This window comes from Yersinia sp. Marseille-Q5920 (assembly GCF_946902935.1).
Taxonomy (GTDB): domain Bacteria; phylum Pseudomonadota; class Gammaproteobacteria; order Enterobacterales; family Enterobacteriaceae; genus Yersinia; species Yersinia rochesterensis.
Map to the genome: position 1 here is coordinate 163,402 of NZ_CAMPQA010000006.1, position 21,570 is coordinate 184,971.

Consider the following 21,570-nt stretch of genomic DNA (forward strand, 5'->3'; position numbering starts at 1 on the left):
CAGTAGCCGTATCATTAATTCAAAGGCATTCTGGCTGGATCGGGGTACTGATACTCAAACCCCAACTCACTGCAAATCTTACTGCCATCAATCTCGCGAATGGGTTCTTCAATATCTTCAGGCGCAAACTCGGGCGGAGTCAGTTGTAACGCGCGCGCGCATTCAGGATAAAAATCCCGTTTTCGTGGGTGGATTGGCGCGCACAAATTATAAATATGCCCGCCTCTGGGCAGGTTAAGCAGCAGTTCGATGGCGGATATCACATCCTCCTGATGCACCAGATTTACCCCCTGCGAGCCACCTTTCACATTGGTTTTACCCGCCAGAAAACGGCCCGGATGGCGATCAGTCCCCACCAACCCCGCCAGACGCAAAATATCCACCGAAGTATTCGGTAATTTATGCAGCCAGAGTTCAAGTTCTGCCAGCGTTTTACCCGCTGTGGTCACCGGTTGCAGTGGAGAACTTTCTTTAATTCGGCCCCGAGTTTCGCCATACACTGAGGTCGAGCTGGTAAAAATAATGCGCGGCACACCAAACGCCAGTGCACTGTCGACCACCATCTGTACCGCTTGAAAATACTGTGCCCCGCCGTCAGCCGTGCGGCTGGCGGGTAAGGTGATAACCAGCGCATCCACCGTCATCAGTTGTGCCAAATCATCTGGGTCACAAATCAACTCGGGGGTGAGTTGCAATTGAAAGCAATTAATCCCGCTCATTCTGACGGCTTCGACGCCATCCGGCGTGGTTTTACTCCCCACAACCTCAATTCCACGACGAACCAATGATTGCGCCAACGGCATACCCAGCCAGCCCAATCCAATAATGGCTACTTTTTTCATCTCAATTGCCCTCGACCGGTTCATACCGCCACACTCCATACTAATAACCTACGAGAATTAATGTAACTTAATAATTGCTCGATATTATGAATCTGTTTTTGTTCGTTGGCGTAATCGCCATATGTAACAATTTCCTGCTTAAACTGACATCAAATAGAGTGATAATCGCTAAAAATAAAACCAGCGCCAGCAGATGGCACGTGGTGTACCGGCGTAAAATAAAATCATCAGGTGAAAAAAAGGTTGCGCGGTACTAGTCAGATGGTTTACGTTGATTGACAGAAATTATGTCAGAAAGCCCAAATAGAGAAATTATTATGAATCGCGTTCAATTTAATCACCATCATCACCATCATCCTGACTAGTCTTGCAGGCCGATGTGTGCTGGAAGACGGTTAACGAATCTTCCAGGTGGCGGTAGAACGCAATAGAGAAAGCCCTCGGAAGATTATCTTCCGAGGGCTTTTTTGTTGCCCACCATTTTATAAATTAGATTTATAAATTAATAGATTAAGAGGATTACCATGTTGGATAAAACGCGTTTACGCATTGCGATGCAGAAATCAGGCCGCCTAAGTGACGATTGCCACGAATTATTATCGCGCTGCGGAATTAAAATTAATTTACAACAACAGCGCCTGATCGCTTTCGCGGAAAACATGCCGATCGATATCCTGCGAGTACGTGATGACGATATCCCAGGGTTAGTGATGGATGGTGTGGTTGATCTGGGGATTATTGGCGAAAACGTGCTGGAAGAAGAGTTGCTGAGCCGCCGTGCTCAAGGTGAAGACCCACGTTATTTCACTTTACGCCGTCTGGATTTCGGTGGTTGTCGCCTGTCACTGGCCGCCTCACTGGATACCGAATATACCGGCCCGCAATGTTTACAAAATAAGCGCATCGCCACTTCTTACCCGCACATTTTAAAACAATATCTTGATAAACAAGGGGTAACTTTCAAATCCTGCTTGCTCAACGGCTCAGTTGAAGTGGCTCCACGTGCCGGTTTAGCCGATGTCATCTGTGACCTGGTATCCACTGGCGCCACATTGGAAGCCAACGGCCTGCGCGAAGTTGAAGTGATTTACCGCTCTAAAGCCTGCCTGATTCAACGTGATGGCGAAATGCCAGCCGATAAGCAACAGCTGATTGACCGCCTGATGACCCGTATTCAGGGTGTGATTCAAGCGCGCGAATCCAAATACATCATGATGCACGCGCCAAGTGAGCGCCTGGATGAAATCATCACCCTGCTGCCGGGTGCCGAGCGCCCGACCATTCTGCCACTGGCTGGTGACAAAAGCCGCGTAGCGATGCACATGGTCAGTAGCGAGACCCTATTCTGGGAAACCATGGAAAAACTGAAAGCGCTGGGTGCCAGCTCCATTCTGGTGTTGCCGATTGAAAAGATGATGGAGTAAAGAATGCAGCCGACGAATTTCAATACCTTAATCAACTGGCAGCAATGCAGTGAAGAGCAGCAAAAAGCGCTGTTGAGCCGCCCAGCTATTAATGCATCAGAGCGAATCACCGCAACAGTCAGTGAAATCCTTGACCGGGTGAAAATCGAGGGCGATAGTGCTTTGCGTGATTTTAGCCAACGTTTTGATACGGTTAAAGTTGCTGACATCCGCATCAGCCGCGATGAGATAGCCGCCGCCGCAGGGCGCTTGGGTGACGACATCAAACAGGCCATGGCGCAAGCGGTGCGTAATATTGAAATCTTCCATAACGCGCAGAAAATGCCGGTGGTGGATGTTGAAACGCAACCGGGTGTGCGCTGTCAGCAAATCACCCGCCCGATTGCCTCCGTCGGCTTATATATTCCTGGCGGCTCAGCTCCGCTGCTTTCTACCGTGCTGATGCTTGGCACTCCGGCGCGTATTGCCGGTTGCCAGCGCGTGATTTTATGCTCCCCACCGCCGATTGCCGATGAAATTCTGTATGCCGCGCAATTATGTGGCATTCAAGAAGTGTTCCAAATTGGCGGAGCGCAAGCGATTGCTGCGATGGCATTTGGTAGTGAGTCAGTGCCGAAAGTGAATAAGATCTTTGGGCCGGGCAATGCTTATGTCACTGAAGCAAAACGTCAGGTCAGCCAACGTTTGGACGGTGCGGCGATTGATATGCCGGCTGGCCCATCTGAAGTATTGGTTATCGCCGACAGCGGCGCTACACCGGCGTTTATTGCCGCTGACTTGCTGTCTCAGGCCGAGCACGGGCCGGATTCTCAAGTAGTCTTACTGACGCCAGATGCCGCTATTGCTCAAGCCGTTGCGGTCGAAGTTGAGCGCCAACTCCAGCAGTTATCGCGTGCGGATATTGCCCGTCAAGCATTGGAAAGCAGCCGCTTGATCATCACTAAAGACTTGCAGCAATGTATTGAAATCAGCAATCAATACGGGCCGGAACACTTGATTCTGCAAATCCGCCAGCCGGAAGAAATCATTGATCAGATCGATAACGCCGGTTCGGTGTTTATGGGTGACTGGTCGCCAGAATCGGCCGGTGATTATGCCTCTGGCACCAACCACGTATTGCCGACTTACGGTTATACCTCAACCTATTCCAGTTTAGGGCTAGCCGATTTTGTTAAGCGCATGACCGTGCAGCAATTAACCCCGCAAGGTTTGCTGGGACTGGCATCAACCATTGAAACGCTGGCTCAGGCTGAACAACTGACCGCCCACAAAAACGCCGTTACCCTCCGTGTCGCTGCCCTGACAGCCGCTAATAAGGAGCAAGCATGAGTAACTCTGCCAATGTCACTGATTTAGCCCGGGCCAATGTCCGCGCACTGACCCCTTATATGTCAGCCCGCCGCTTGGGCGGTAATGGCGATGTGTGGCTCAATGCCAATGAATATCCGCTGGCCACTGAATACCAGTTGACGGCGCAAACCTTTAACCGCTACCCCGAGTGCCAGCCCAAATTGGTTATCGAGCGCTATGCGGCTTACGCCGGTTTAGAAACTGACCAAGTCTTAGTCAGCCGTGGGGCCGATGAAGGGATTGAGCTGTTAATTCGCGCCTTCTGCGAGCCGGGTCAGGATGCTATTCTGTTCTGCCCGCCAACCTATGGTATGTATGCTGTCAGTGCCGAAACTTTTGGTGTTGAGCTTCGCACAGTGCAGACCAAAACAGATTGGCAATTAGATGTGCCCGCGATTAAAGAAAGCTTAGATCGGGTGAAACTGATTTATATTTGCAGCCCGAATAACCCAACCGGTAATTTGATCAACCCGGCTGACTTACGCGCAGTGCTGGAACTAGCACAAGGCCGCGCTATCGTGGCTATCGACGAAGCTTATATAGAGTTCTGCCCACAGGCCTCGGTGAGCGGTTGGCTAAAAGATTATCCGAATTTAGTTATTTTGCGCACCTTATCGAAAGCTTTTGCATTAGCCGGTTTGCGTTGTGGCTTTACGTTAGCGAACAGCGATATCATCCAACTGCTGCTTAAAGTGATTGCGCCGTACCCATTATCAACGCCAGTGGCGGATATTGCTGCACAGGCGCTCAGCCCACTGGGCCTTGAGCAAATGCGCCAACGGGTCAGCGAAGTAAAAGCCAATCGTGAATGGCTACAAAATGCGTTACAAAACTGCGCCTGTGTTGAACAAGTGTTTACCAGTGAAAGTAACTACTTATTAGCGCGATTCACAGCCTCCAGCAGTGTGTTCAAAACACTGTGGGATCAGGGCATTATTTTGCGAGACCAAAACAAGCAACCGAGCCTATCGAATTGCCTGCGTATCACGATAGGTACCCGCCAGGAATGTGAGCGAGTGGCTGCCGCCCTTGCTCCTTTACCTGGTGTTGATAGCCCGAATAACACTAATACCTCCAGCCTCCGTAAGGAAACGATATGAGCCAGAAATTTCTTTTTATTGACAGAGACGGCACCCTGATTGCTGAGCCACCAGCGGACTTTCAGGTTGATCGGCTGGACAAGCTGGAGCTGGAGCCAGACGTCATTCCAGCATTGCTGGAACTGCAAAAAGCAGATTATCGTTTGGTGATGATAACTAATCAAGATGGGCTGGGCACTGCCAGTTTCCCGCAAGAAACTTTTGATCCGCCACATAACCTAATGATGCAGATTTTCAGCTCTCAGGGGATCAATTTCGAACAGGTTTTGATTTGCCCGCACTTACCGGCAGATAACTGTGATTGTCGTAAGCCAAAAACAGCATTAGTCGAAAACTATCTGGCCGAAGGTGTGATGAACAGCGCCAACAGCTATGTTATCGGTGACCGCGAGACTGATCTGCAATTGGCGCAAAACATGGGTATCAGCGGCTTGCGGTATCAGCGCGATGGGCTGAATTGGTCACAGATTGCCAAACAACTGACCCAGCGTGATCGCCATGCTCACGTTAACCGTGTCACCAAAGAAACTGCCATTGATGTTGATGTCTGGCTGGACCGAGAAGGCGGCAGTAAGATCAAAACCGGCGTAGGTTTCTTCGACCATATGCTGGACCAAATCGCAACACACGGCGGTTTCCGGATGGATATTCAGGTCAGTGGCGATCTGTACATTGATGACCACCACACCGTGGAAGATACTGCGCTGGCGCTGGGTGAGGCTATTAACAACGCACTGGGTGACAAACGCGGTATTGGGCGTTTTGGTTTTGTGCTGCCAATGGATGAATGTCTGGCTCGTTGTGCATTAGATATTTCCGGCCGTCCACACTTGGAATACAAAGCAGAATTTAACTATCAGCGCGTGGGCGACCTCAGCACTGAGATGGTCGAGCACTTCTTCCGCTCTCTCTCTTATGCCATGGCCTGCACCCTGCACCTGAAAACCAAAGGTCGCAATGATCACCACCGGGTGGAAAGCCTGTTTAAAGTGTTTGGTCGTACTTTGCGCCAGGCAATCCGTGTTGAGGGCAACACCCTGCCAAGTTCCAAGGGAGTGCTGTAATGGATGTGGTGATTCTGGATACCGGTTGCGCCAACCTCTCCTCTGTCACCTACGCGGTGCAGCGTTTAGGTTATGCGCCGGTTATCAGCCGCGACCCGGAAATAGTGCTGCGGGCCGATAAGCTGTTTCTACCTGGCGTGGGTACCGCTCATGCAGCAATGGAGCAATTGAAGCAACGCGAGCTTATCGAGTTGATTAAAAGCTGCACTCAGCCAGTGCTGGGTATTTGCCTCGGAATGCAGTTGCTGGCAACCAGCAGCGAAGAGAGCGGCGGGATTGAGACGCTTGGCATTATCGATACACCGGTAAAACAGATGACAGACTTTGGTTTACCGTTACCGCATATGGGTTGGAACCAGATCACGCCACAGGCGGGAAATCATCTGTTCCGCGGTATCCCGGACGGAACTTATTTCTACTTTGTGCACGGATACGCAATGCCAATATGCCCAAATACCATCGCCCAAGCCAATTACGGCGAGCCGTTTACCGCCGCAGTCGAAAAAGACAACTTCTTTGGTGTGCAGTTTCATCCGGAACGCTCCGGAGCGGCTGGAGCCCAACTGCTGAAAAACTTTTTGGAGATGTAAGCACCATGATTATTCCCGCTTTGGATTTGATCGAAGGCAAGGTGGTGCGTTTGCATCAAGGCGATTACGGTCAACAGCGTGATTATGGCAATCACCCGTTACCGCGCTTACAGGATTATCAGCAGCAAGGTGCTCAAGTATTGCATTTGGTTGATCTGACTGGCGCTAAAGACCCCGCAGCCCGCCAAATCCCATTATTACGTGAGTTACTGGCCGGTGTTGATGTGCCGGTGCAAGTTGGCGGCGGTATCCGTAATGAGCAAGATGTTGTCGCACTACTGGAAGCTGGCGCAACACGCGTTGTTGTGGGTTCAACCGCGGTTAAACAACCGGAAATGGTACAGCAATGGTTTGAACGCTATGGTGCCGAGGCCATTGTGCTAGCGCTGGACGTGCGTATCAATGATGCAGGCCGCAAAGAAGTCGCAATCAGCGGTTGGCAGGAGAATTCTGATGCCACGTTAGAGCAAATTGTCGAACAATACCTACCTTTCGGCCTAAAACATGTGCTCTGTACAGACATCTCACGCGATGGCACCTTAAGTGGCTCAAATGTTGAGCTGTATCAGGAAGTGTGCCAGCGTTACCCGCAAGTGGCATTCCAGGCCTCCGGTGGCATTGGTTGTCTGGATGATATTGCTCGTTTGCGCGGCAGTGGTGTACAAGGCGTGATCGTGGGCCGCGCGCTCTTGGACGGCAAATTTAACGTGAAGGAGGCGATTGCATGCTGGCAAAACGTATAATTCCTTGTCTGGATGTGAAAGACGGCCAAGTGGTTAAAGGCGTCCAGTTCCGCAATCATGAAATCATTGGTGATATCGTGCCGCTGGCACAACGCTATGCACAAGAAGGCGCTGATGAGTTGGTATTTTACGATATCACGGCCTCCTCTGATGGCCGAGTGGTCGACAAAAGCTGGGTATCACGGGTTGCGGAAGTGATTGATATTCCATTCTGCGTTGCAGGTGGAATTAAGAGTGTGGAAGATGCCGGTCAAATCCTAACCTTCGGTGCGGACAAAATCTCCATCAACTCACCAGCGCTGGCTGATCCGACGTTAATTACCCGCTTGGCCGACCGCTATGGCGTACAATGCATTGTGGTGGGCATTGATACTTGGTATGACGCAGAAAGTGACAGTTACCAAGTTTATCAATTTACCGGCGATGAAAAACGGACCAAAGCCACCACCTGGCAAACCGAGGATTGGATAAAAGAAGTTCAATTACGTGGGGCCGGTGAGATTGTGCTAAATATGATGAATCAAGATGGCGTGCGTAACGGTTATGATTTGCGCCAATTGAAACAGATGCGAACTCTCTGCAATGTCCCGTTAATCGCCTCTGGCGGTGCCGGAACACCAGAACACTTTCTGGAAGCATTCCGTGATGCAGATGTCGATGGTGCGCTAGCAGCCTCCGTATTCCATAAGCAAATCATTAATATCGGCGAATTGAAAAAGTATTTGTCTGAACAAGGTGTGGAGATAAGAGTGTGTTAAGCGAACAACAAATTAACCAACTGGATTGGGACAAAGTCGACAATCTGATGCCAGCCATCGTTCAACATGCCGTATCCGGCGAAGTTCTGATGATGGGGTATATGAATAAAGAAGCGCTGGCAGTGACAGAAGAAACCGGCAAAGTCACTTTCTTCTCTCGCACTAAACAGCGCTTATGGACCAAAGGCGAAAGCTCCGGCCATTTCCTGAATGTAGTAAATATCTACCCTGACTGCGATAATGATACCCTGCTGATTCTGGTCAATCCTATCGGCCCAACCTGCCATTTAGGTAATAACAGTTGCTTCGCCCCAGCGGCCAGCGATTGGGGTTTCCTATATCAACTAGAGCAGTTGTTGGCATCACGTAAGTCAGCAGATCCAGACAGTTCTTACACCGCAAAACTGTATGCCAGCGGCACTAAGCGTATCGCGCAAAAAGTGGGGGAAGAAGGAGTGGAAACCGCCCTTGCTGCCACGGTGAATGATCGTGAAGAACTGACAAATGAAGCATCGGATTTGATGTATCACTTGCTGGTGTTATTACAAGATCAGGATTTAGATCTAAGCAAAGTCATTGGCCGCCTGCGCGAACGCCACGAGAAGTAATTTTCTTATTGGTTCTCTTACTGGCAAAAAAACGCCCTCGACTCAGCATCGAGGGCATTTTTATTAAGGCAAACTTTTAAAATCAGCGACTGTCTGTTCTTTCTAAGTTTGTCTTAATAGCAAACCTATTCAAGGCGTAGCGAGCAAAGGCAGTCTGGGGGCGCCCAGCGCGGAGTGACCTGGAGCGTACACGAAGTACGTGAGGAGTCCGAGCACTGCGCAATCCCAGAATGGCAAAGCGCAGTAGCCGTTAAATAGATTATTCCATCCACTCGGTATGGAACACGCCTTCTTTATCTGTACGCTTATATGTATGTGCGCCGAAATAGTCGCGCTGCGCCTGAATCAAGTTAGCTGGCAGTACGGCTGAACGGTAGCTGTCATAATAGTTAATCGCCGCAGAGAATGTTGGTGTTGGGATACCGTTTTGAACCGCATAAGACACAACATCACGCAACGCTTGCTGATATTCATCAGCAATTTGCTTGAAGTAAGGTGCCAACAGCAGGTTTGCGATATCCGCATTTTCTGCGTACGCGTCAGTGATTTTTTGCAGGAACTGAGCACGAATAATACAACCAGCACGGAAAATCTTGGCAATCTCGCCGTAATGCAGATTCCAGTTATTTTCTTCGGAAGCCGCTTTCAACTGAGAGAAACCTTGCGCGTAAGAAACTATTTTACCCAGATACAATGCGCGACGAATTTTCTCAATGAACTCAGCTTTATCACCAGTGAAAGGCTTCACTGTCGGGCCAGTGAGCACTTTAGATGCCGCAACACGCTGATCTTTCAGGGAAGACAAATAACGAGCAAACACAGACTCAGTGATCAATGTTAATGGCTCACCTAAGTCCAGAGAACTTTGGCTGGTCCATTTACCGGTACCTTTATTTGCTGCTTCGTCCAGAATAACGTCAACCAGATATTTACCTTCTTCATCTTTCTTGGTAAAGATGTCTTTAGTAATATCAATTAGATAGCTGTTCAGTTCACCTTTGTTCCACTCAGCAAAGGTGCTTGCTAACTCTTCGTTGCTCAAGCCCAAAGACTGTTTCAACAGAGAATAAGCTTCAGCGATCAACTGCATGTCACCGTATTCAATGCCATTGTGAACCATTTTAACGTAATGGCCCGCACCGTCTGCACCAATATACGCAACACAAGCATCGCCATCATCAGCACGAGCAGCAATTTTCTCAAGAATAGGAGCAACTAACTCGTAGGCTTCTTTCTGGCCACCAGGCATGATGGATGGGCCTTTCAATGCCCCCTCTTCGCCACCGGAAACACCAGTACCGATAAAGTTAAAACCTTGTGCAGAAAGTTCGCGATTACGACGGATGGTGTCTTTGTAGTAAGTATTACCACCATCAATCAGAATGTCGCCTTTATCCAAGTGCGGCGTCAGTGAAGCAATCGTTTTATCAGTGGCTTCACCCGCTTTCACCATCAGCAGGATACGGCGCGGCTTTTCTAGTGAATCAACAAACTCTTCAACGGTGTAACTCGGCACCAGATTTTTACCTGGATTCTCAGCAACTACTTCATCGGTTTTGTCTGATGAACGGTTAAAGATAGAGACGGAATAGCCGCGGCTTTCGATATTGAGCGCCAAGTTACGGCCCATCACTGCCATACCGACAACGCCGATCTGTTGTTTGGACATTAAAAAACTCCTGTCTGAAGAGATGACACCTGTTATCGGCCTTGAAGCCAACAGGTTTTTGATGTGGGAAACATGTTAACTCAGGATTATGTCCGCTGGGTAGTGATTGGTGCGATAGATAGCACAACTGACTAGTTGCTGTTCGCACACGTTTGCTTTATCAAAGTGAACAGTGAATGTGATTTAATTTATCATGCTGGTTTGTAGAAAAAAAAAGCAATCACCAAGATTGCTTTTCATATATCGCTACATTGGCTTACGCCAGAAATTCTTTCAACCAGGCCTTAAACTCAGCGCCTTGCTTTGGATGACGTAAACCGTAAGCAACATATGCCTGCATATAACCGAGTTTCTCACCACAGTTATAAGACTTGCCAGTTAATCCAACAGCTTCTACTGGTTTAACTTCAGCCAGAGCATCAATAGCATCTGTCAGTTGAATACGCCCCCAAGCTCCGGGCTTGGTTTGCTCCAACAGTGGCCAAATATCTGCGGACAGGACATAGCGCCCCACAGCAGAAAGATTTGATTGTAAGTCAACTGGGCTTTGCGGCTTTTCAACCATGGCCTTAATACGGCTACTTTCACCAGGTTCCAAGTCAGCTTTTTCACACGAAATGACCGAGTAGTTTGATAAAGCCTCTGGTTCAACCGAATGTACTAATACTTGGCTGTTGCCGGTTTCTTCGAAACGTTTAACCAATTGAGCCAGATTATCTCGGGTTAAATCCGACATTGCGTCATCAATCAGCACATCCGGCAACAACACCGCGAATGGTTCATTCCCTACCAGTGGTTTGGCACATAATACCGCATGGCCTAATCCTTCTGCATGCCCTTGGCGAAGGTGCATAATCGTCACTCCCGGCGGGCAGATAGATTGCACTTCTTCCAATAATTGGCGCTTAACACGCGCCTCCAGCATGGCCTCTAGCTCATAAGAAGTATCAAAATGATTTTCTACCGCATTCTTTGACGAATGAGTTATTAAAATAATTTCTTTAATACCGGCAGCAACACACTCATTAACTACATATTGGATTAATGGCTTATCGACAATAGGTAGCATTTCCTTGGGGATAGCTTTGGTGGCGGGAAGCATTCTCATGCCTAAACCGGCCACAGGGATTACTGCTTTCAATTTGGTCATAATTAACCTACTGATTTTTAATGCAAATTTAAAATCATTCTCTATTCTGGCACTAAATCGATATTAATCGATTTGTTTTTTCAGCCAAGCAGTAAAATTTTCACCTTCGGTGTTATGGCGAACGCCATAAGTGACAAAGGCTTTCATATAGCCTAATTTGTCGCCGCAATCGTGAGATTTACCCGTCATATGGAAAGCTTCAACCGGTTCTTGCTCCATTAACATCGCAATGGCATCAGTAAGCTGAATTTCATCGCCAGCACCGCGCGGAGTTTTTTTCAGTAATGGCCAAATATCTTTAGACAACACATAGCGCCCAACCACAGCAAGATTAGAAGGCGCATCAGCTACAGAAGGCTTCTCTACTACAGCTGTCATCAGGGTGCTTTCACCTGGTTTTAAATCAACATGGCCACAATCAGCAATACCGTACTTGGAAACGTCCGCTTGAGGCACCGGCTCGACCATGATTTGGCTATGCCCAGTTTTCTCAAAGCGCTGAATCATACTGGCAAGATTCTCTTTAGACAAATCAGCTGTTGAATCGTCAAGTAGTACATCTGGCAGCAGCACAATAAATGGGTTATCGCCCACCATCGGTTGAGCACAAAGTACTGCGTGCCCCAGTCCTTTGGCATGGCCCTGGCGCACTTGCATAATGGTGACATCGGGCGGGCAAATATTTTTAATCTCTTTTAATAACTGCCGCTTAACCCGTGACTCCAGTGCCGCCTCCAATTCAAATGAGGTATCAAAATGGTTTTCTATCGCATTTTTGGACGAATGGCTTACCAGCACGATCTCTTTGACTCCGGCGGCAACACATTCATCTACGATATATTGAATCAGAGGCTTATCAACCACTGGCAGCATTTCTTTCGGAATCGCCTTCGTCGCTGGCAACATGCGGGTGCCAAGCCCGGCAACAGGAATAACGGCTTTCAAACACTTCATTGCTATGACCTCTTCAACTTTAAACAGTTAAATCTGGTTGGATTAATTCTGTACACTTGGCGAAATAAACTGGGATTATCCCTTATCCATCTACTCGCATCAAAGTTTACATCAGAATTTTTCTGATTACATTCTTAAAATACCTGTAAACACCTCATTTTTGTCAATCATCAGACAGACTGAATTAACATTGCATTATCAAAAAAATTTATAAAATTATGTAATGAAATATTATCTATCAATAATTTCATTATTGAGAACAATATAACCAGACACTATTTTCTCAGAAATAAAATATTCTAAATAACGTGTTCTTGAATTACGTCCTAATTTTTCAGATAGCTCAAATATTACCCCATAAGTTATCCATCGCTGCTCTTAATGCTTTTGGATCTGATGGCGGTACAAGCAATCCTATCTATTGACCGGTATTAATAAATGTTGTCTTAGTTTCTATTTCACTTGAAATTAAAGGTTTGTCATGCATCGCACCTTCTAATAAAGCAATACCAAAAGCTTCAAACGTCAATGAACGAGGAAAATCAGAGCACAGCAAAGTGTTAAAAGTGCTGTTTTATCTTCATTAGAAGATAACTCCAATCGGTTAAATCCGATGTATAATGTGGCCTTTGAGGTTTACTCTGGCCACGCAATATTTATTGTTTCCGTTATGATCCAGCTCTGGTTTATCGCCATGGGTAGAATCCTAAAAACTAGAACCGTTTTCGTTGTCGTGAGTGTCACTCTGTATTCCAACTGACCAACACTTCTCAGGTCAGAAAACTCAGAGTAAAAGGGTAAATCATTGACAAAACCTTCAACGGCGCAGGCGTTTGGGATACGGCAAGAACCCTAAAAGTCTAAATTTTCTTTGATAAAGGCATGTTCTACTTTTGACAGGATAGGCGCTTTACACTCATCATGATTTCTACTGATTATCCAGTATAGAATATTAAATTTAACTAGGAGAATTCTGTTAGCTCTCTTTATCTGGTTGACACACTAATTATAAATTAGCGTAATTATTTCATTACGTTATCTTCATTGATTTCCTTTTTACGTTTGTATTTCTTGTCATGAATATCAGCTATTTCTTATATTAAATTTGAAAATTTGATCTTATAAGCCCATTATTCGTTTTAGTGTCATAATTCATAGAAATAAAAGGTGAAGTTAGATATATGGAATGGATCGCAGATCCTACTATTTGGGCGGGGCTAGCAACGCTGGTTGTGCTCGAAATTGTATTGGGTATTGATAATCTAATATTTATTGCTATTTTGGCGGAGAAGCTACCCCGTCATTTACGAGATAAAGCGAGAGTAACAGGGCTGTTGTGCGCACTGCTGATGCGCTTGGTGTTATTGGCGAGTATCTCTTGGTTAGCGACATTAACTGCGCCATTTGTCACACTTTCTGGGCATCCATTCAGCGCTCGTGACTTGATCATGCTAATCGGTGGGATATTCTTGTTATTCAAAGCCACCATGGAGCTCAATGAGCGCCTTGAGGGTAAGGATCATCAACAAAATCAGCAGCGCAAAGGCGCTCGTTTTTGGCCTGTCGTGGCACAAATCGTGGTGTTGGATGCTATTTTCTCCCTCGATTCGGTGATTACCGCCGTCGGCATGGTCGATCATCTGGCGGTCATGATGGCTGCGGTCTGTATTGCAATTGGCCTGATGCTATTAGCCAGTAAGCCATTGACTCGCTTCGTGAATGCGCATCCAACGATTGTCATTCTCTGTTTGAGCTTCTTGCTGATGATAGGTTTCAGTTTAGTGGCTGAAGGCTTTGGTTACCGTATTCCGAAAGGTTATCTGTATGCGGCTATTGGTTTCTCAGTCATTATTGAATCACTGAATCAGTTTGCACAATTCAACCGCCGCCGCTTCCTATCGACTGTCCGTCCTTTACGTGAAAGGACAGCAGAAGCGGTGCTGCGTATGCTCAGTGGCAAGCATGAAGAAGCTGAATTGGATAACCATACAGCTAATCTGATTGCTGATAATACTCGGGTGGGTCAAGAGGTGTTCAACCAACAAGAACGCCGGATGATTGAGCGGGTGTTAGGGCTGGCACAGCGGACGGTGAGTAGCATCATGACCTCACGCCATGATGTTGAGTATCTCGACTTGAATGATCCGCCAGAAAAATTGACTCAGTTGCTAACGAAGAATATGCATACCCGAATTGTCGTCACCGAAGATAGTTCAACAGATGAACCGCTCGGCGTTATTCATGTCATTGATTTGTTGAAGCAACAGTTAACCAATGAAAAACTCGACTTGCGAGCATTGATTCGTCAGCCTTTAATTTTCCCTGAGCAAGTCTCTTTGCTGATGGCGCTTGAGCAATTCCGCCAGGCACAGACCCATTTTGCCTTCGTGGTGGATGAATTCGGCTCTATCGAAGGGGTGGTGACGCTGACCGATGTGATGGAAACCATTGCGGGTAATCTGCCTGTTGCAGGTGAGGAATTAGATGCCCGTCATGATATTCAACAAACCGATGATGGCTGCTGGATAGCCAATGGCTATATGCCGTTGGAAGATTTGGTGCTCTATCTACCACTGCCGATTGATGACAAACGTGAATATCATACATTGGCTGGATTATTGATGGAGTATACCCAGCGGATCCCTCAGGTCGGTGAGCAACTGAAAATTGGTGACTATCTGTTCGAACCTCTTGAGGTGAGCAGTCACCGCATCTTAAAGGTGAAGATAACGCCACTGAAGGTTCCGGATCCTGATTATGAAGTGTAATTAGTGGGTAGCGTAATATTTAGGCCGCAGAAATTGGCCATGTGAATGATAAAAATAGAACCGGGTTGCTTATTGCTACCCGGTTTTTTTATCATTATTTGTGCTTTTTATGACAATTTTTAGATGTTATAAGTGCACAGGAACCAGAATTTCAGTAGCGACAATCACCACCACTAGCCCAACTAATACCGGAACTGAGGTGCGTTTCACTACTTCGAAAGGTGAGATTTTTGCCATCCCCGCCACCGCAACTACCACGCCAGAAACCGGGGACAATGTACGCCCCAAATTTGAAGCTTGTAGCATTGGGATCACCAGATAAGCCGGGTTAATTCCCATTTGTCCTGCCAGTTTCGGGATCAATTCAACAAATGCATAGAATGGCGCATTACCTGAGCCGGTCGTCATCGCCGCCAGCATGGTGATAGTGACCAATACCAGCATCATAATAATGCCACCTGTGCCGAATGATTGTGCCAATCCAATCAGCCCGCTGATAAAACCAACGGTACTCAAACCCTGCGCAAATACCCCAGCAGCAACTAACAGCATGACCACTGTCGCGAATGCATCAGCCATCCCCCGATAAGCAACCTCGAGTCCGGTAAAGACCGTTTTTGCATTGAAACTGCGCAAGAACTCAATCACTGCAGCAATCAGCATACAGATGACCAATACCGTAATGATGTGTAGTTCCGGCCCCCATTTGCCATCAAATATCAGCACACCAATAATAGGTGTGAAAGGTAAAATGGCGTAAAAACTCGGGGCATTGGTCGTGATGTCATTAACATCCATCATTTCATGCTTTTCCTGGCTTTTGCTATCCAGATAACGCTGCCAGAAAAAGTGAGCAATAGCCATGCAGACAATCGCCGCAATGGAGATGGGTAATGTGGTTTTAAAAGCAAAATCGACCAGCGGCATTTCAGAGGCTTTTGCTGCCAGCACAACATCGCCAGAGGTGGGGGCCAGAATGATAGCTGCGGGTGATGCACAAATTGCGGCAGCAGCCCCCCGACTGATACCCACGTTAACCATCACTGGGAACAATGTCGCCATCAATAATACGCCCAACCCGGTTGCCGATGACACCGCCAAAGACATCAAACAGGCCACAATATAGGCCGCGACCATCAATAAATACGGGGAGTTGATCATTTGTAGTGGTTTGGATGCAATCTTAACCACCACATCATTCGCGCCAATGTGGGTCATATACGCGGCAAAGCCACATAACATCATGATCATCATACCGAGGTCGCCACCACGGCTCATCAGCAAGATTTTGACGTACTCAACAATGTCTGTCGCCCGCCAACCAGTTGGCGTCGCACTGGCGGGTAACACGTTTTTGCCCATCAGGGCGCTGATAGCTAATAACAATAAGCCGCCGACCATGAGTACGCCGGTGGCTGAGTAGCCTTTAATAATATAACGGCCAACACCAATGGCCACTACAACCCCAATCAAAAGATCTAACATATACCCTCTCTTACCGAAAACTCGCCTGTTGCTGAATACCCAGCGTTTTCAACACCACCGCACCGCTAGTGGCCCGCTAATTACTTGGGGTGTAAATCATTATTGTTGTTAAGACACGGATTATTGAGATACAGATTGTTAAAACATAAATTGTTAAAACATAAATTGTTAAAACACGGAAATTGCTCTGCACTCTGCCCAAAGTCCATGGGCGAGTTTATGACATCTATCAATGATTCGCAGAGATTTTAGAAACAAATGTTAGTTTGTGAGCAAGAGAGAGGATTTTATGTTTAGAAAGGCGACATTGGAGAACAATATTATAACTGAAGAATAACAAAGTCAGACCACCACCTCCGATAACTATCATTGCTATCGAAGATGGCGCTCTTTTTTAAAGCTTATCAATCAGCTTCTTAAGATCCTTACTTCCGCGGCTCTGCTGAGTACGTTCAGCCCAATCACTGAGTGCTTTTTTAGCCCGCTGTTGTAATTCATTCCGCAAAAGCTGCTCAACATTCAGTTGATAGCTGAGTTGAGCCCATGGACCATAAATACGCAGTGGAATGTCCGTATTTTGCAGCATTTTGACCAAGCTATCTTGCCCGCTCCAACCTTGCATCACACGTACTGACAGATTCATGTCAGCTTGCTTCGCCGGTAGATTGAGTTCTCCGCTGCCTTTAATCGCAATCAAAGTAGAGTCTGCAACCAGATTGCTGACATTCATCCGCCCTTTGTTCAGAGTCAAATTTGCTTGCAGCTGTTTAACCGCGGTATAGCGCTCATCGCGGTCTTGAGCTTTAACATCATTGGAACTACGAGTGACCGCCTGCTGAATGAGTTTCTGAATATTCAGCCCCTCTAACCTTGCATCATTCATGCTGAACTGCGCATCCCCCTTCCAACGATGAGTGAATGCCTTAACATTAATGCCATCGCCGGACAACTGCGCTTTCATGGAGAATTTACCAGTCATCATCTGCGGTAAATCTGCTGCCGCTAATACCGGCCCTAATTCCATATGGTTTATCACCGGATTAATCGCGGTGAGGATTTTCTTGCCCGTGACATCCAGTGAACCCGGCAGTGAAAAATCACCGCCCAAAGCGCTGCCCGTTAAACGGCTAATCTGGACATCACCTTGTTGGTTTGATGCTTGTAAATTAAATTGGCTGACTTTTATTGCACGATAAACCACATTATTCGCAGTCAGTGTCATTTGCGCCGAAAAATCACGGAATGCCTGTAAATCCTGCCCAACATCATCATCGACTTGAATAGCAATAACTGGTGCGGTTACCGTCGCCGCTTTGGCCGTGGCTTTAGTGTCGGCGATGCTCTTGGGTTGCCAACCGAAAATGGAATCCAAGTTGAGATTATCAGCAGCCAAATTAATAACATACTCAGGAACTGGGCCAAAAGTCGCTTTGGCACTGCCTGTCAGTTGGTTATTATTTGCCTTGAAACTCAGTTTATTGAGCAACAATTGCTGAATATCGCGTTGATAACTGGCTTCTAATGTCCCCTCGCCGCTCACACCACCGACAGGAATATCTGCACCTTCCAATTTATAGGTGAATTGGCTGATATTCGCGCTGAACTGCTGTGGATAATGGCGCATATCGGCGTCGGCAACCAAGGAGAAAGTGACATCCCGCTGATTGCGGTTAACACGGCTGTCGAGTGTTATATGGACTTGTCGTTGAGGGTCTTGGCTAAGTTCAAGATTAATATCGCGAACATTCACTTGATCATTATCTGACCGTTGCCAAATTAGCAGACTGTCAGCAACCTGGACTTTATTGATATCGAGTTTCCAGGCGCGATGTTCATCAAGAGGTGCATTACCCGCTGGCGCAACCGGCGCCCCTGGTTCCTGCTGTGCCTCACTATCCGGCGTTAAACGGATAACCGCACCTTTTAGCATGACCTGTTTAACATCAAGCTGATGCGATAACAGTGGCCAGAGCTTAACATCCAGGCGCATATTTTCAGCACTGACTACCGGCGCAGCAGCACCGGGGGCCGTTAACGCAGTCCGACCCGCAATGATGCTAAGTTGAGGCCAGACATGCCAACGTAAATCACCGTCCAGTTGCAGATGATAGCCACTTTTTCTTTCAACCTGTTTGACCATATAAGCACGAAAGTCATTAGGATTTACTAGCAATACCAATGCGCTCATTCCTGCCACCAGCACAACCAGCAGGATAATCAACGTCGTTAGTAATCGTCTCATGACATCCTCTTGTCTTATTAAGCTAAAGGTCTTATCAAGTTAAAAGTCTTATCAAGCTACAAGCCTTATCAGGCGAAAATCTCAGCGAGAAAAGGACTAATCTTTATCAATACGGCTGGCTACAGCACCTTGTTGGCCACGATATTTGGCATCCTGACGGCTATTATAAGGGCGGGCAGCGGGGCCTGAGAGTGGCTCAAAACTCAGCGCACCAATCAGCATGCCAGGGCGCAGTGCCAATGGCAGCTTACCTGAATTATAGAACTCCAGCACAATCCTACCTTGCCAGCCGGGATCTATCCTGTGGGCGGTCACATGCACCATCAATCCAAGGCGGGCCAAGGAAGAGCGGCCATCAAGCCAGCCGACCAAATCATCGGGAATAGTCACTGATTCCAGTGTAACCGCCAGCGCCAACTCACCGGGATGCAGGAAGAATGCTTCTCCTTCAGGCAGAATGATTTCATCACTCATGACCCGTTCCAGCGCTGCGCTGACTTCATCTTTCGGGCCGCTTAAGTCAATAAAACCCGCAGTATGCCCGAGGAAGACACGAAATTTATTCCCTAAGCGGACATCGACTGTCGCACCATTAATACGTTCTACTGGCGGGCGGGGGTCAATCCCCAATTTACCGCTGTCCAGCCAAGCTTCTATGTCACGGTCGCACAGTCTCATTGCTAAAATCTCCATCAAAATTCGCATGTTACAGCTTGCATACTATGAAAGCTGCCATATTAAGAAGCAAAGATCCAGACGAACATTACTCAAAGAACTGGCTAATTTTCGCTTTTAGAATATCGATCGCAATACGGTTTTTGCCGCCGCGCGGAACGATAATGTCAGCATATTGCTTGGAAGGCTCGATAAACTGCAGGAACATTGGGCGCACTGTTTTCTGATATTGAGCCATGACGGAGTCCATGGAACGGCCACGTTCATTGACATCACGCTTCATACGGCGCATCAAACAGATATCCAAAGGGGTGTCAACAAAGATAGAAAAGTTCATTTCCTGGCGCAGACGAATGTCAGTCAACAGTAAGATCCCTTCCAAAATAATCACTTTTTTCGGTTCTAAATGGACGGTTTCTTTTTTACGCGTGTGCTCAGTATAACTGTAGAGCGGCAGTTCAATCGGCTTGCCTGCTTTCAGTGATTGCAGATGTTCCAACAATAAATTGTGGTCCATGGCGCTGGGATGGTCATAGTTAGTTTTGACCCGCTCTTCCATTGACAGGTGACTTTGGTCTTTGTAATAACCATCCTCAGGAATGACGCCAATATGTTGGTCACCAACCTGTTCACGCAATTCACGATACAGCGTACTGGCGATAAGACTTTTTCCGGAGGCTGAGGCACCCGCTATCCCGATAATGACGCACTGGTGTGCTTTGTCAGTCATAAAATTAAAGACCTGATTACGAAGTGTGAGGGGAGACAAAGCACGCTAAGTGCTTCGATCGCGCCAATTATAAGGAGTTAACGGGTTTGATGCCAGCACAATACCCTGCGTCTTTGGCGTTGCAGCGGTGTTGACTGCGCAACGCCAAAGACTTTAGAGAGACAAATAACCGCAATTACACCGCGCGGAATGAAATTTCCGTCGGAATCGCTTCGCCCTGCCAGTACATTTCTGCCGCAACGTTGGATGCCAGTTGGCGATAGATATCAGCAAATTCGCTATCAGGATGACTAACAACCGTTGGCTCGCCGCGGTCGAGGTCTTCGCGCAGTGAAATATGCAGCGGAATTTGGCCCAGTAGTTTGCAATGATATTTCTGCGCCAGTTTCTCTGCCCCGCCGGTACCAAAAATAGGTTCCAGATGGCCACAATTACTGCAAATATGCATGCTCATATTCTCAATAATACCCAGCACCGGCACATGCACTTTCTCAAACATCACAATGCCTTTCATGGCATCAATCAGGGCAATATCCTGTGGCGTGGTCACCACCAGCGCACCGGTGACTGGAATATTCTGTGACAGCGTCAGTTGGATATCACCGGTACCTGGCGGCATATCAATGACCAAATAATCCAAATCCGGCCATAAGGTATCTTGCAGCATCTGCATTAAGGCCTTGCTGGCCATCGGGCCGCGCCACACCATCGCGTTTTCGTCAGTCACCAAATAGCCAATCGAGTTAGTGGCAATACCATGGGCCATAATCGGTGCCATATGTTTGCCATCAGGGGATGTTGGCCGCTGCTGGGTGGTGCCCAACATATTTGGGATGGAGGGGCCATAAATATCAGCATCCAGAATACCGACTTTTGCGCCTTCCTCCGCCAAGGCCAATGCCAGGTTCACAGCGGTGCTGGATTTCCCCACCCCGCCTTTACCGGAACTGACCGCGACAATGTTGCGCACGCCTTTGACGCCCGGTTGATCATTGGCGCGTTTTAGCGTGGTGATATTATGAGAAAGTTTCCAGTCAATGGCCTTAGCACCGGTCACTGCCAGCAATTCTCCGCTGGCCGACTCTTTCAATGCATCAAAACCAAATTGCCAGGCAAAAGGCATCACCAGCTCGATATGCAGCACATTGTCCAATAGGGCACAGTGATGAATAGCGCGCAACTCAGTTAGGCTCTTTTGCAAGGTTGGGTGTTTAAAGGCAGCAAGAACCTTTGAAATTTGTAATTGCAGCAGGTCAGGGGTGGTCTGCTCGGGGGATTTTTGGCTCATCCCGGCTCCTTGTATTTATCGTTATTAACCAACAATCGTTTTTAACCAAAATATACTCTAAATAATTCGAGTTGCAGGAAGGCGGCAATTGAATAAATCCCGATGAGTTGACTCCAGTCAATAATTCGGG

General features: G+C 47.4%; 19 protein-coding genes, 1 pseudogene and 1 other annotated feature. Of the genes and pseudogenes, 11 read left to right on the forward strand and 9 right to left on the reverse strand.

The annotated features are described in order from the left end of the window. Positions 1-14 precede the first annotated feature (14 nt). Positions 15-842, reverse strand: a complete 828-nt coding sequence (locus OVO64_RS10845) for an SDR family oxidoreductase (RefSeq protein ID WP_038634244.1) — start codon at positions 840-842, stop codon at positions 15-17. A gap of 317 nt (positions 843-1,159) precedes the next feature. Between OVO64_RS10845 and hisL the strand changes: the two genes are divergently transcribed. From hisL to hisIE, 9 genes are all read left to right on the forward strand, one after another. Next, complete coding sequence (gene hisL / locus OVO64_RS10850) at positions 1,160-1,207, forward strand: his operon leader peptide (protein WP_002231208.1); 48 nt, start codon at positions 1,160-1,162, stop codon at positions 1,205-1,207. Next, positions 1,183-1,313, forward strand: a sequence feature (His leader region). It overlaps the preceding gene by 25 nt. Before the next feature lie 53 nt (positions 1,314-1,366). After that, positions 1,367-2,266 (forward strand): ATP phosphoribosyltransferase, encoded by a 900-nt coding sequence (gene hisG, locus OVO64_RS10855; protein WP_004388789.1) that lies wholly within the window; start codon positions 1,367-1,369, stop codon positions 2,264-2,266. A gap of 3 nt (positions 2,267-2,269) precedes the next feature. Then, entirely contained in the window at positions 2,270-3,595 is a 1,326-nt protein-coding gene (gene hisD, locus OVO64_RS10860) for a histidinol dehydrogenase (protein ID WP_038634249.1), read from the forward strand. After that, positions 3,592-4,716: a histidinol-phosphate transaminase gene (hisC, locus tag OVO64_RS10865; RefSeq protein ID WP_267248767.1), complete on the forward strand. Its 1,125-nt coding sequence runs from the start codon at positions 3,592-3,594 to the stop codon at positions 4,714-4,716. Before hisD ends, hisC begins: the two co-directional genes overlap by 4 nt. After that, positions 4,713-5,780, forward strand: a complete 1,068-nt coding sequence (hisB, locus tag OVO64_RS10870; RefSeq protein ID WP_038634254.1) for a bifunctional histidinol-phosphatase/imidazoleglycerol-phosphate dehydratase HisB — start codon at positions 4,713-4,715, stop codon at positions 5,778-5,780. Before hisC ends, hisB begins: the two co-directional genes overlap by 4 nt. After that, positions 5,780-6,370: an imidazole glycerol phosphate synthase subunit HisH gene (gene hisH, locus OVO64_RS10875; protein WP_038634257.1), complete on the forward strand. Its 591-nt coding sequence runs from the start codon at positions 5,780-5,782 to the stop codon at positions 6,368-6,370. The genes hisB and hisH overlap by 1 nt, the downstream gene beginning before the upstream one ends. Before the next feature lie 5 nt (positions 6,371-6,375). Further along, positions 6,376-7,113, forward strand: coding sequence for a 1-(5-phosphoribosyl)-5-[(5-phosphoribosylamino)methylideneamino]imidazole-4-carboxamide isomerase (gene hisA / locus OVO64_RS10880; protein WP_038634260.1), 738 nt, complete (start codon positions 6,376-6,378; stop codon positions 7,111-7,113). Then, positions 7,095-7,871 carry an imidazole glycerol phosphate synthase subunit HisF gene (gene hisF, locus OVO64_RS10885; RefSeq protein WP_038634263.1) on the forward strand — a complete coding sequence of 259 codons (777 nt, stop codon included), beginning with the start codon at positions 7,095-7,097 and terminating at the stop codon, positions 7,869-7,871. The genes hisA and hisF overlap by 19 nt, the downstream gene beginning before the upstream one ends. Continuing rightward, a complete protein-coding gene (hisIE, locus tag OVO64_RS10890; RefSeq protein ID WP_145509777.1) occupies positions 7,865-8,479 on the forward strand; it encodes a bifunctional phosphoribosyl-AMP cyclohydrolase/phosphoribosyl-ATP diphosphatase HisIE in 615 nt (204 codons plus the stop codon). The genes hisF and hisIE overlap by 7 nt, the downstream gene beginning before the upstream one ends. Positions 8,480-8,738: 259 nt before the next feature. Here hisIE and gndA read toward each other — a convergent pair whose 3' ends face one another. The 3 genes from gndA to galU (OVO64_RS10905) form a co-directional block, all read right to left on the reverse strand. Beyond that, positions 8,739-10,148 carry an NADP-dependent phosphogluconate dehydrogenase gene (gene gndA / locus OVO64_RS10895; protein WP_038634269.1) on the reverse strand — a complete coding sequence of 470 codons (1,410 nt, stop codon included), beginning with the start codon at positions 10,146-10,148 and terminating at the stop codon, positions 8,739-8,741. A 256-nt stretch (positions 10,149-10,404) separates the two neighbouring features. Further along, on the reverse strand, positions 10,405-11,298 hold the full coding sequence (galU, locus tag OVO64_RS10900) for a UTP--glucose-1-phosphate uridylyltransferase GalU (RefSeq protein WP_038634273.1): 894 nt from the start codon (positions 11,296-11,298) through the stop codon (positions 10,405-10,407). 63 nt (positions 11,299-11,361) lie between these two features. Then, positions 11,362-12,252 carry a UTP--glucose-1-phosphate uridylyltransferase GalU gene (gene galU, locus OVO64_RS10905; RefSeq protein ID WP_038634276.1) on the reverse strand — a complete coding sequence of 297 codons (891 nt, stop codon included), beginning with the start codon at positions 12,250-12,252 and terminating at the stop codon, positions 11,362-11,364. A 654-nt stretch (positions 12,253-12,906) separates the two neighbouring features. Here galU (OVO64_RS10905) and OVO64_RS20625 point away from each other — a divergent pair. Both OVO64_RS20625 and OVO64_RS10910 read left to right on the forward strand, forming a co-directional pair. Beyond that, a pseudogene (locus OVO64_RS20625) lies at positions 12,907-13,113 on the forward strand (IS1 family transposase); the annotation flags it as partial. A gap of 320 nt (positions 13,114-13,433) precedes the next feature. Next, positions 13,434-15,020, forward strand: coding sequence for a TerC family protein (locus OVO64_RS10910; protein ID WP_038634279.1), 1,587 nt, complete (start codon positions 13,434-13,436; stop codon positions 15,018-15,020). 126 nt (positions 15,021-15,146) lie between these two features. Here the strand turns inward: OVO64_RS10910 and dcuC are convergent, their stop codons facing one another. The 5 genes from dcuC to apbC all read right to left on the reverse strand — a co-directional run bounded on the left by dcuC (position 15,147) and on the right by apbC (position 21,440). Continuing rightward, positions 15,147-16,505, reverse strand: a complete 1,359-nt coding sequence (gene dcuC, locus OVO64_RS10915) for an anaerobic C4-dicarboxylate transporter DcuC (RefSeq protein WP_038634282.1) — start codon at positions 16,503-16,505, stop codon at positions 15,147-15,149. Between the two features lie 394 nt (positions 16,506-16,899). After that, positions 16,900-18,747 (reverse strand): outer membrane assembly protein AsmA, encoded by a 1,848-nt coding sequence (gene asmA, locus OVO64_RS10920; protein WP_038634285.1) that lies wholly within the window; start codon positions 18,745-18,747, stop codon positions 16,900-16,902. A 96-nt stretch (positions 18,748-18,843) separates the two neighbouring features. Then, entirely contained in the window at positions 18,844-19,425 is a 582-nt protein-coding gene (gene dcd / locus OVO64_RS10925) for a dCTP deaminase (protein WP_005168320.1), read from the reverse strand. An 85-nt stretch (positions 19,426-19,510) separates the two neighbouring features. After that, positions 19,511-20,152, reverse strand: coding sequence for a uridine kinase (udk, locus tag OVO64_RS10930; RefSeq protein ID WP_005162352.1), 642 nt, complete (start codon positions 20,150-20,152; stop codon positions 19,511-19,513). Positions 20,153-20,327: 175 nt separating this feature from the next. Continuing rightward, the gene (gene apbC / locus OVO64_RS10935) at positions 20,328-21,440 is read right to left on the reverse strand and encodes an iron-sulfur cluster carrier protein ApbC (RefSeq protein ID WP_050291644.1); all 1,113 of its coding nucleotides are present in this window, start codon (positions 21,438-21,440) and stop codon (positions 20,328-20,330) included. Positions 21,441-21,570 lie beyond the last annotated feature (130 nt).

Coding starts and splice junctions, on each gene's coding strand:
- OVO64_RS10845 (WP_038634244.1), bottom strand. CDS start 842: ATGAAAAAAGTAGCCATTATTGGATTGGGCTGGCTGGGTATGCCGTTG.
- hisG (WP_004388789.1), top strand. CDS start 1,367: ATGTTGGATAAAACGCGTTTACGCATTGCGATGCAGAAATCAGGCCGC.
- hisD (WP_038634249.1), top strand. CDS start 2,270: ATGCAGCCGACGAATTTCAATACCTTAATCAACTGGCAGCAATGCAGT.
- hisC (WP_267248767.1), top strand. CDS start 3,592: ATGAGTAACTCTGCCAATGTCACTGATTTAGCCCGGGCCAATGTCCGC.
- hisB (WP_038634254.1), top strand. CDS start 4,713: ATGAGCCAGAAATTTCTTTTTATTGACAGAGACGGCACCCTGATTGCT.
- hisH (WP_038634257.1), top strand. CDS start 5,780: ATGGATGTGGTGATTCTGGATACCGGTTGCGCCAACCTCTCCTCTGTC.
- hisA (WP_038634260.1), top strand. CDS start 6,376: ATGATTATTCCCGCTTTGGATTTGATCGAAGGCAAGGTGGTGCGTTTG.
- hisF (WP_038634263.1), top strand. CDS start 7,095: ATGCTGGCAAAACGTATAATTCCTTGTCTGGATGTGAAAGACGGCCAA.
- gndA (WP_038634269.1), bottom strand. CDS start 10,148: ATGTCCAAACAACAGATCGGCGTTGTCGGTATGGCAGTGATGGGCCGT.
- galU (WP_038634273.1), bottom strand. CDS start 11,298: ATGACCAAATTGAAAGCAGTAATCCCTGTGGCCGGTTTAGGCATGAGA.
- galU (WP_038634276.1), bottom strand. CDS start 12,252: ATGAAGTGTTTGAAAGCCGTTATTCCTGTTGCCGGGCTTGGCACCCGC.
- OVO64_RS10910 (WP_038634279.1), top strand. CDS start 13,434: ATGGAATGGATCGCAGATCCTACTATTTGGGCGGGGCTAGCAACGCTG.
- dcuC (WP_038634282.1), bottom strand. CDS start 16,505: ATGTTAGATCTTTTGATTGGGGTTGTAGTGGCCATTGGTGTTGGCCGT.
- asmA (WP_038634285.1), bottom strand. CDS start 18,747: ATGAGACGATTACTAACGACGTTGATTATCCTGCTGGTTGTGCTGGTG.
- dcd (WP_005168320.1), bottom strand. CDS start 19,425: ATGAGACTGTGCGACCGTGACATAGAAGCTTGGCTGGACAGCGGTAAA.
- udk (WP_005162352.1), bottom strand. CDS start 20,152: ATGACTGACAAAGCACACCAGTGCGTCATTATCGGGATAGCGGGTGCC.
- apbC (WP_050291644.1), bottom strand. CDS start 21,440: ATGAGCCAAAAATCCCCCGAGCAGACCACCCCTGACCTGCTGCAATTA.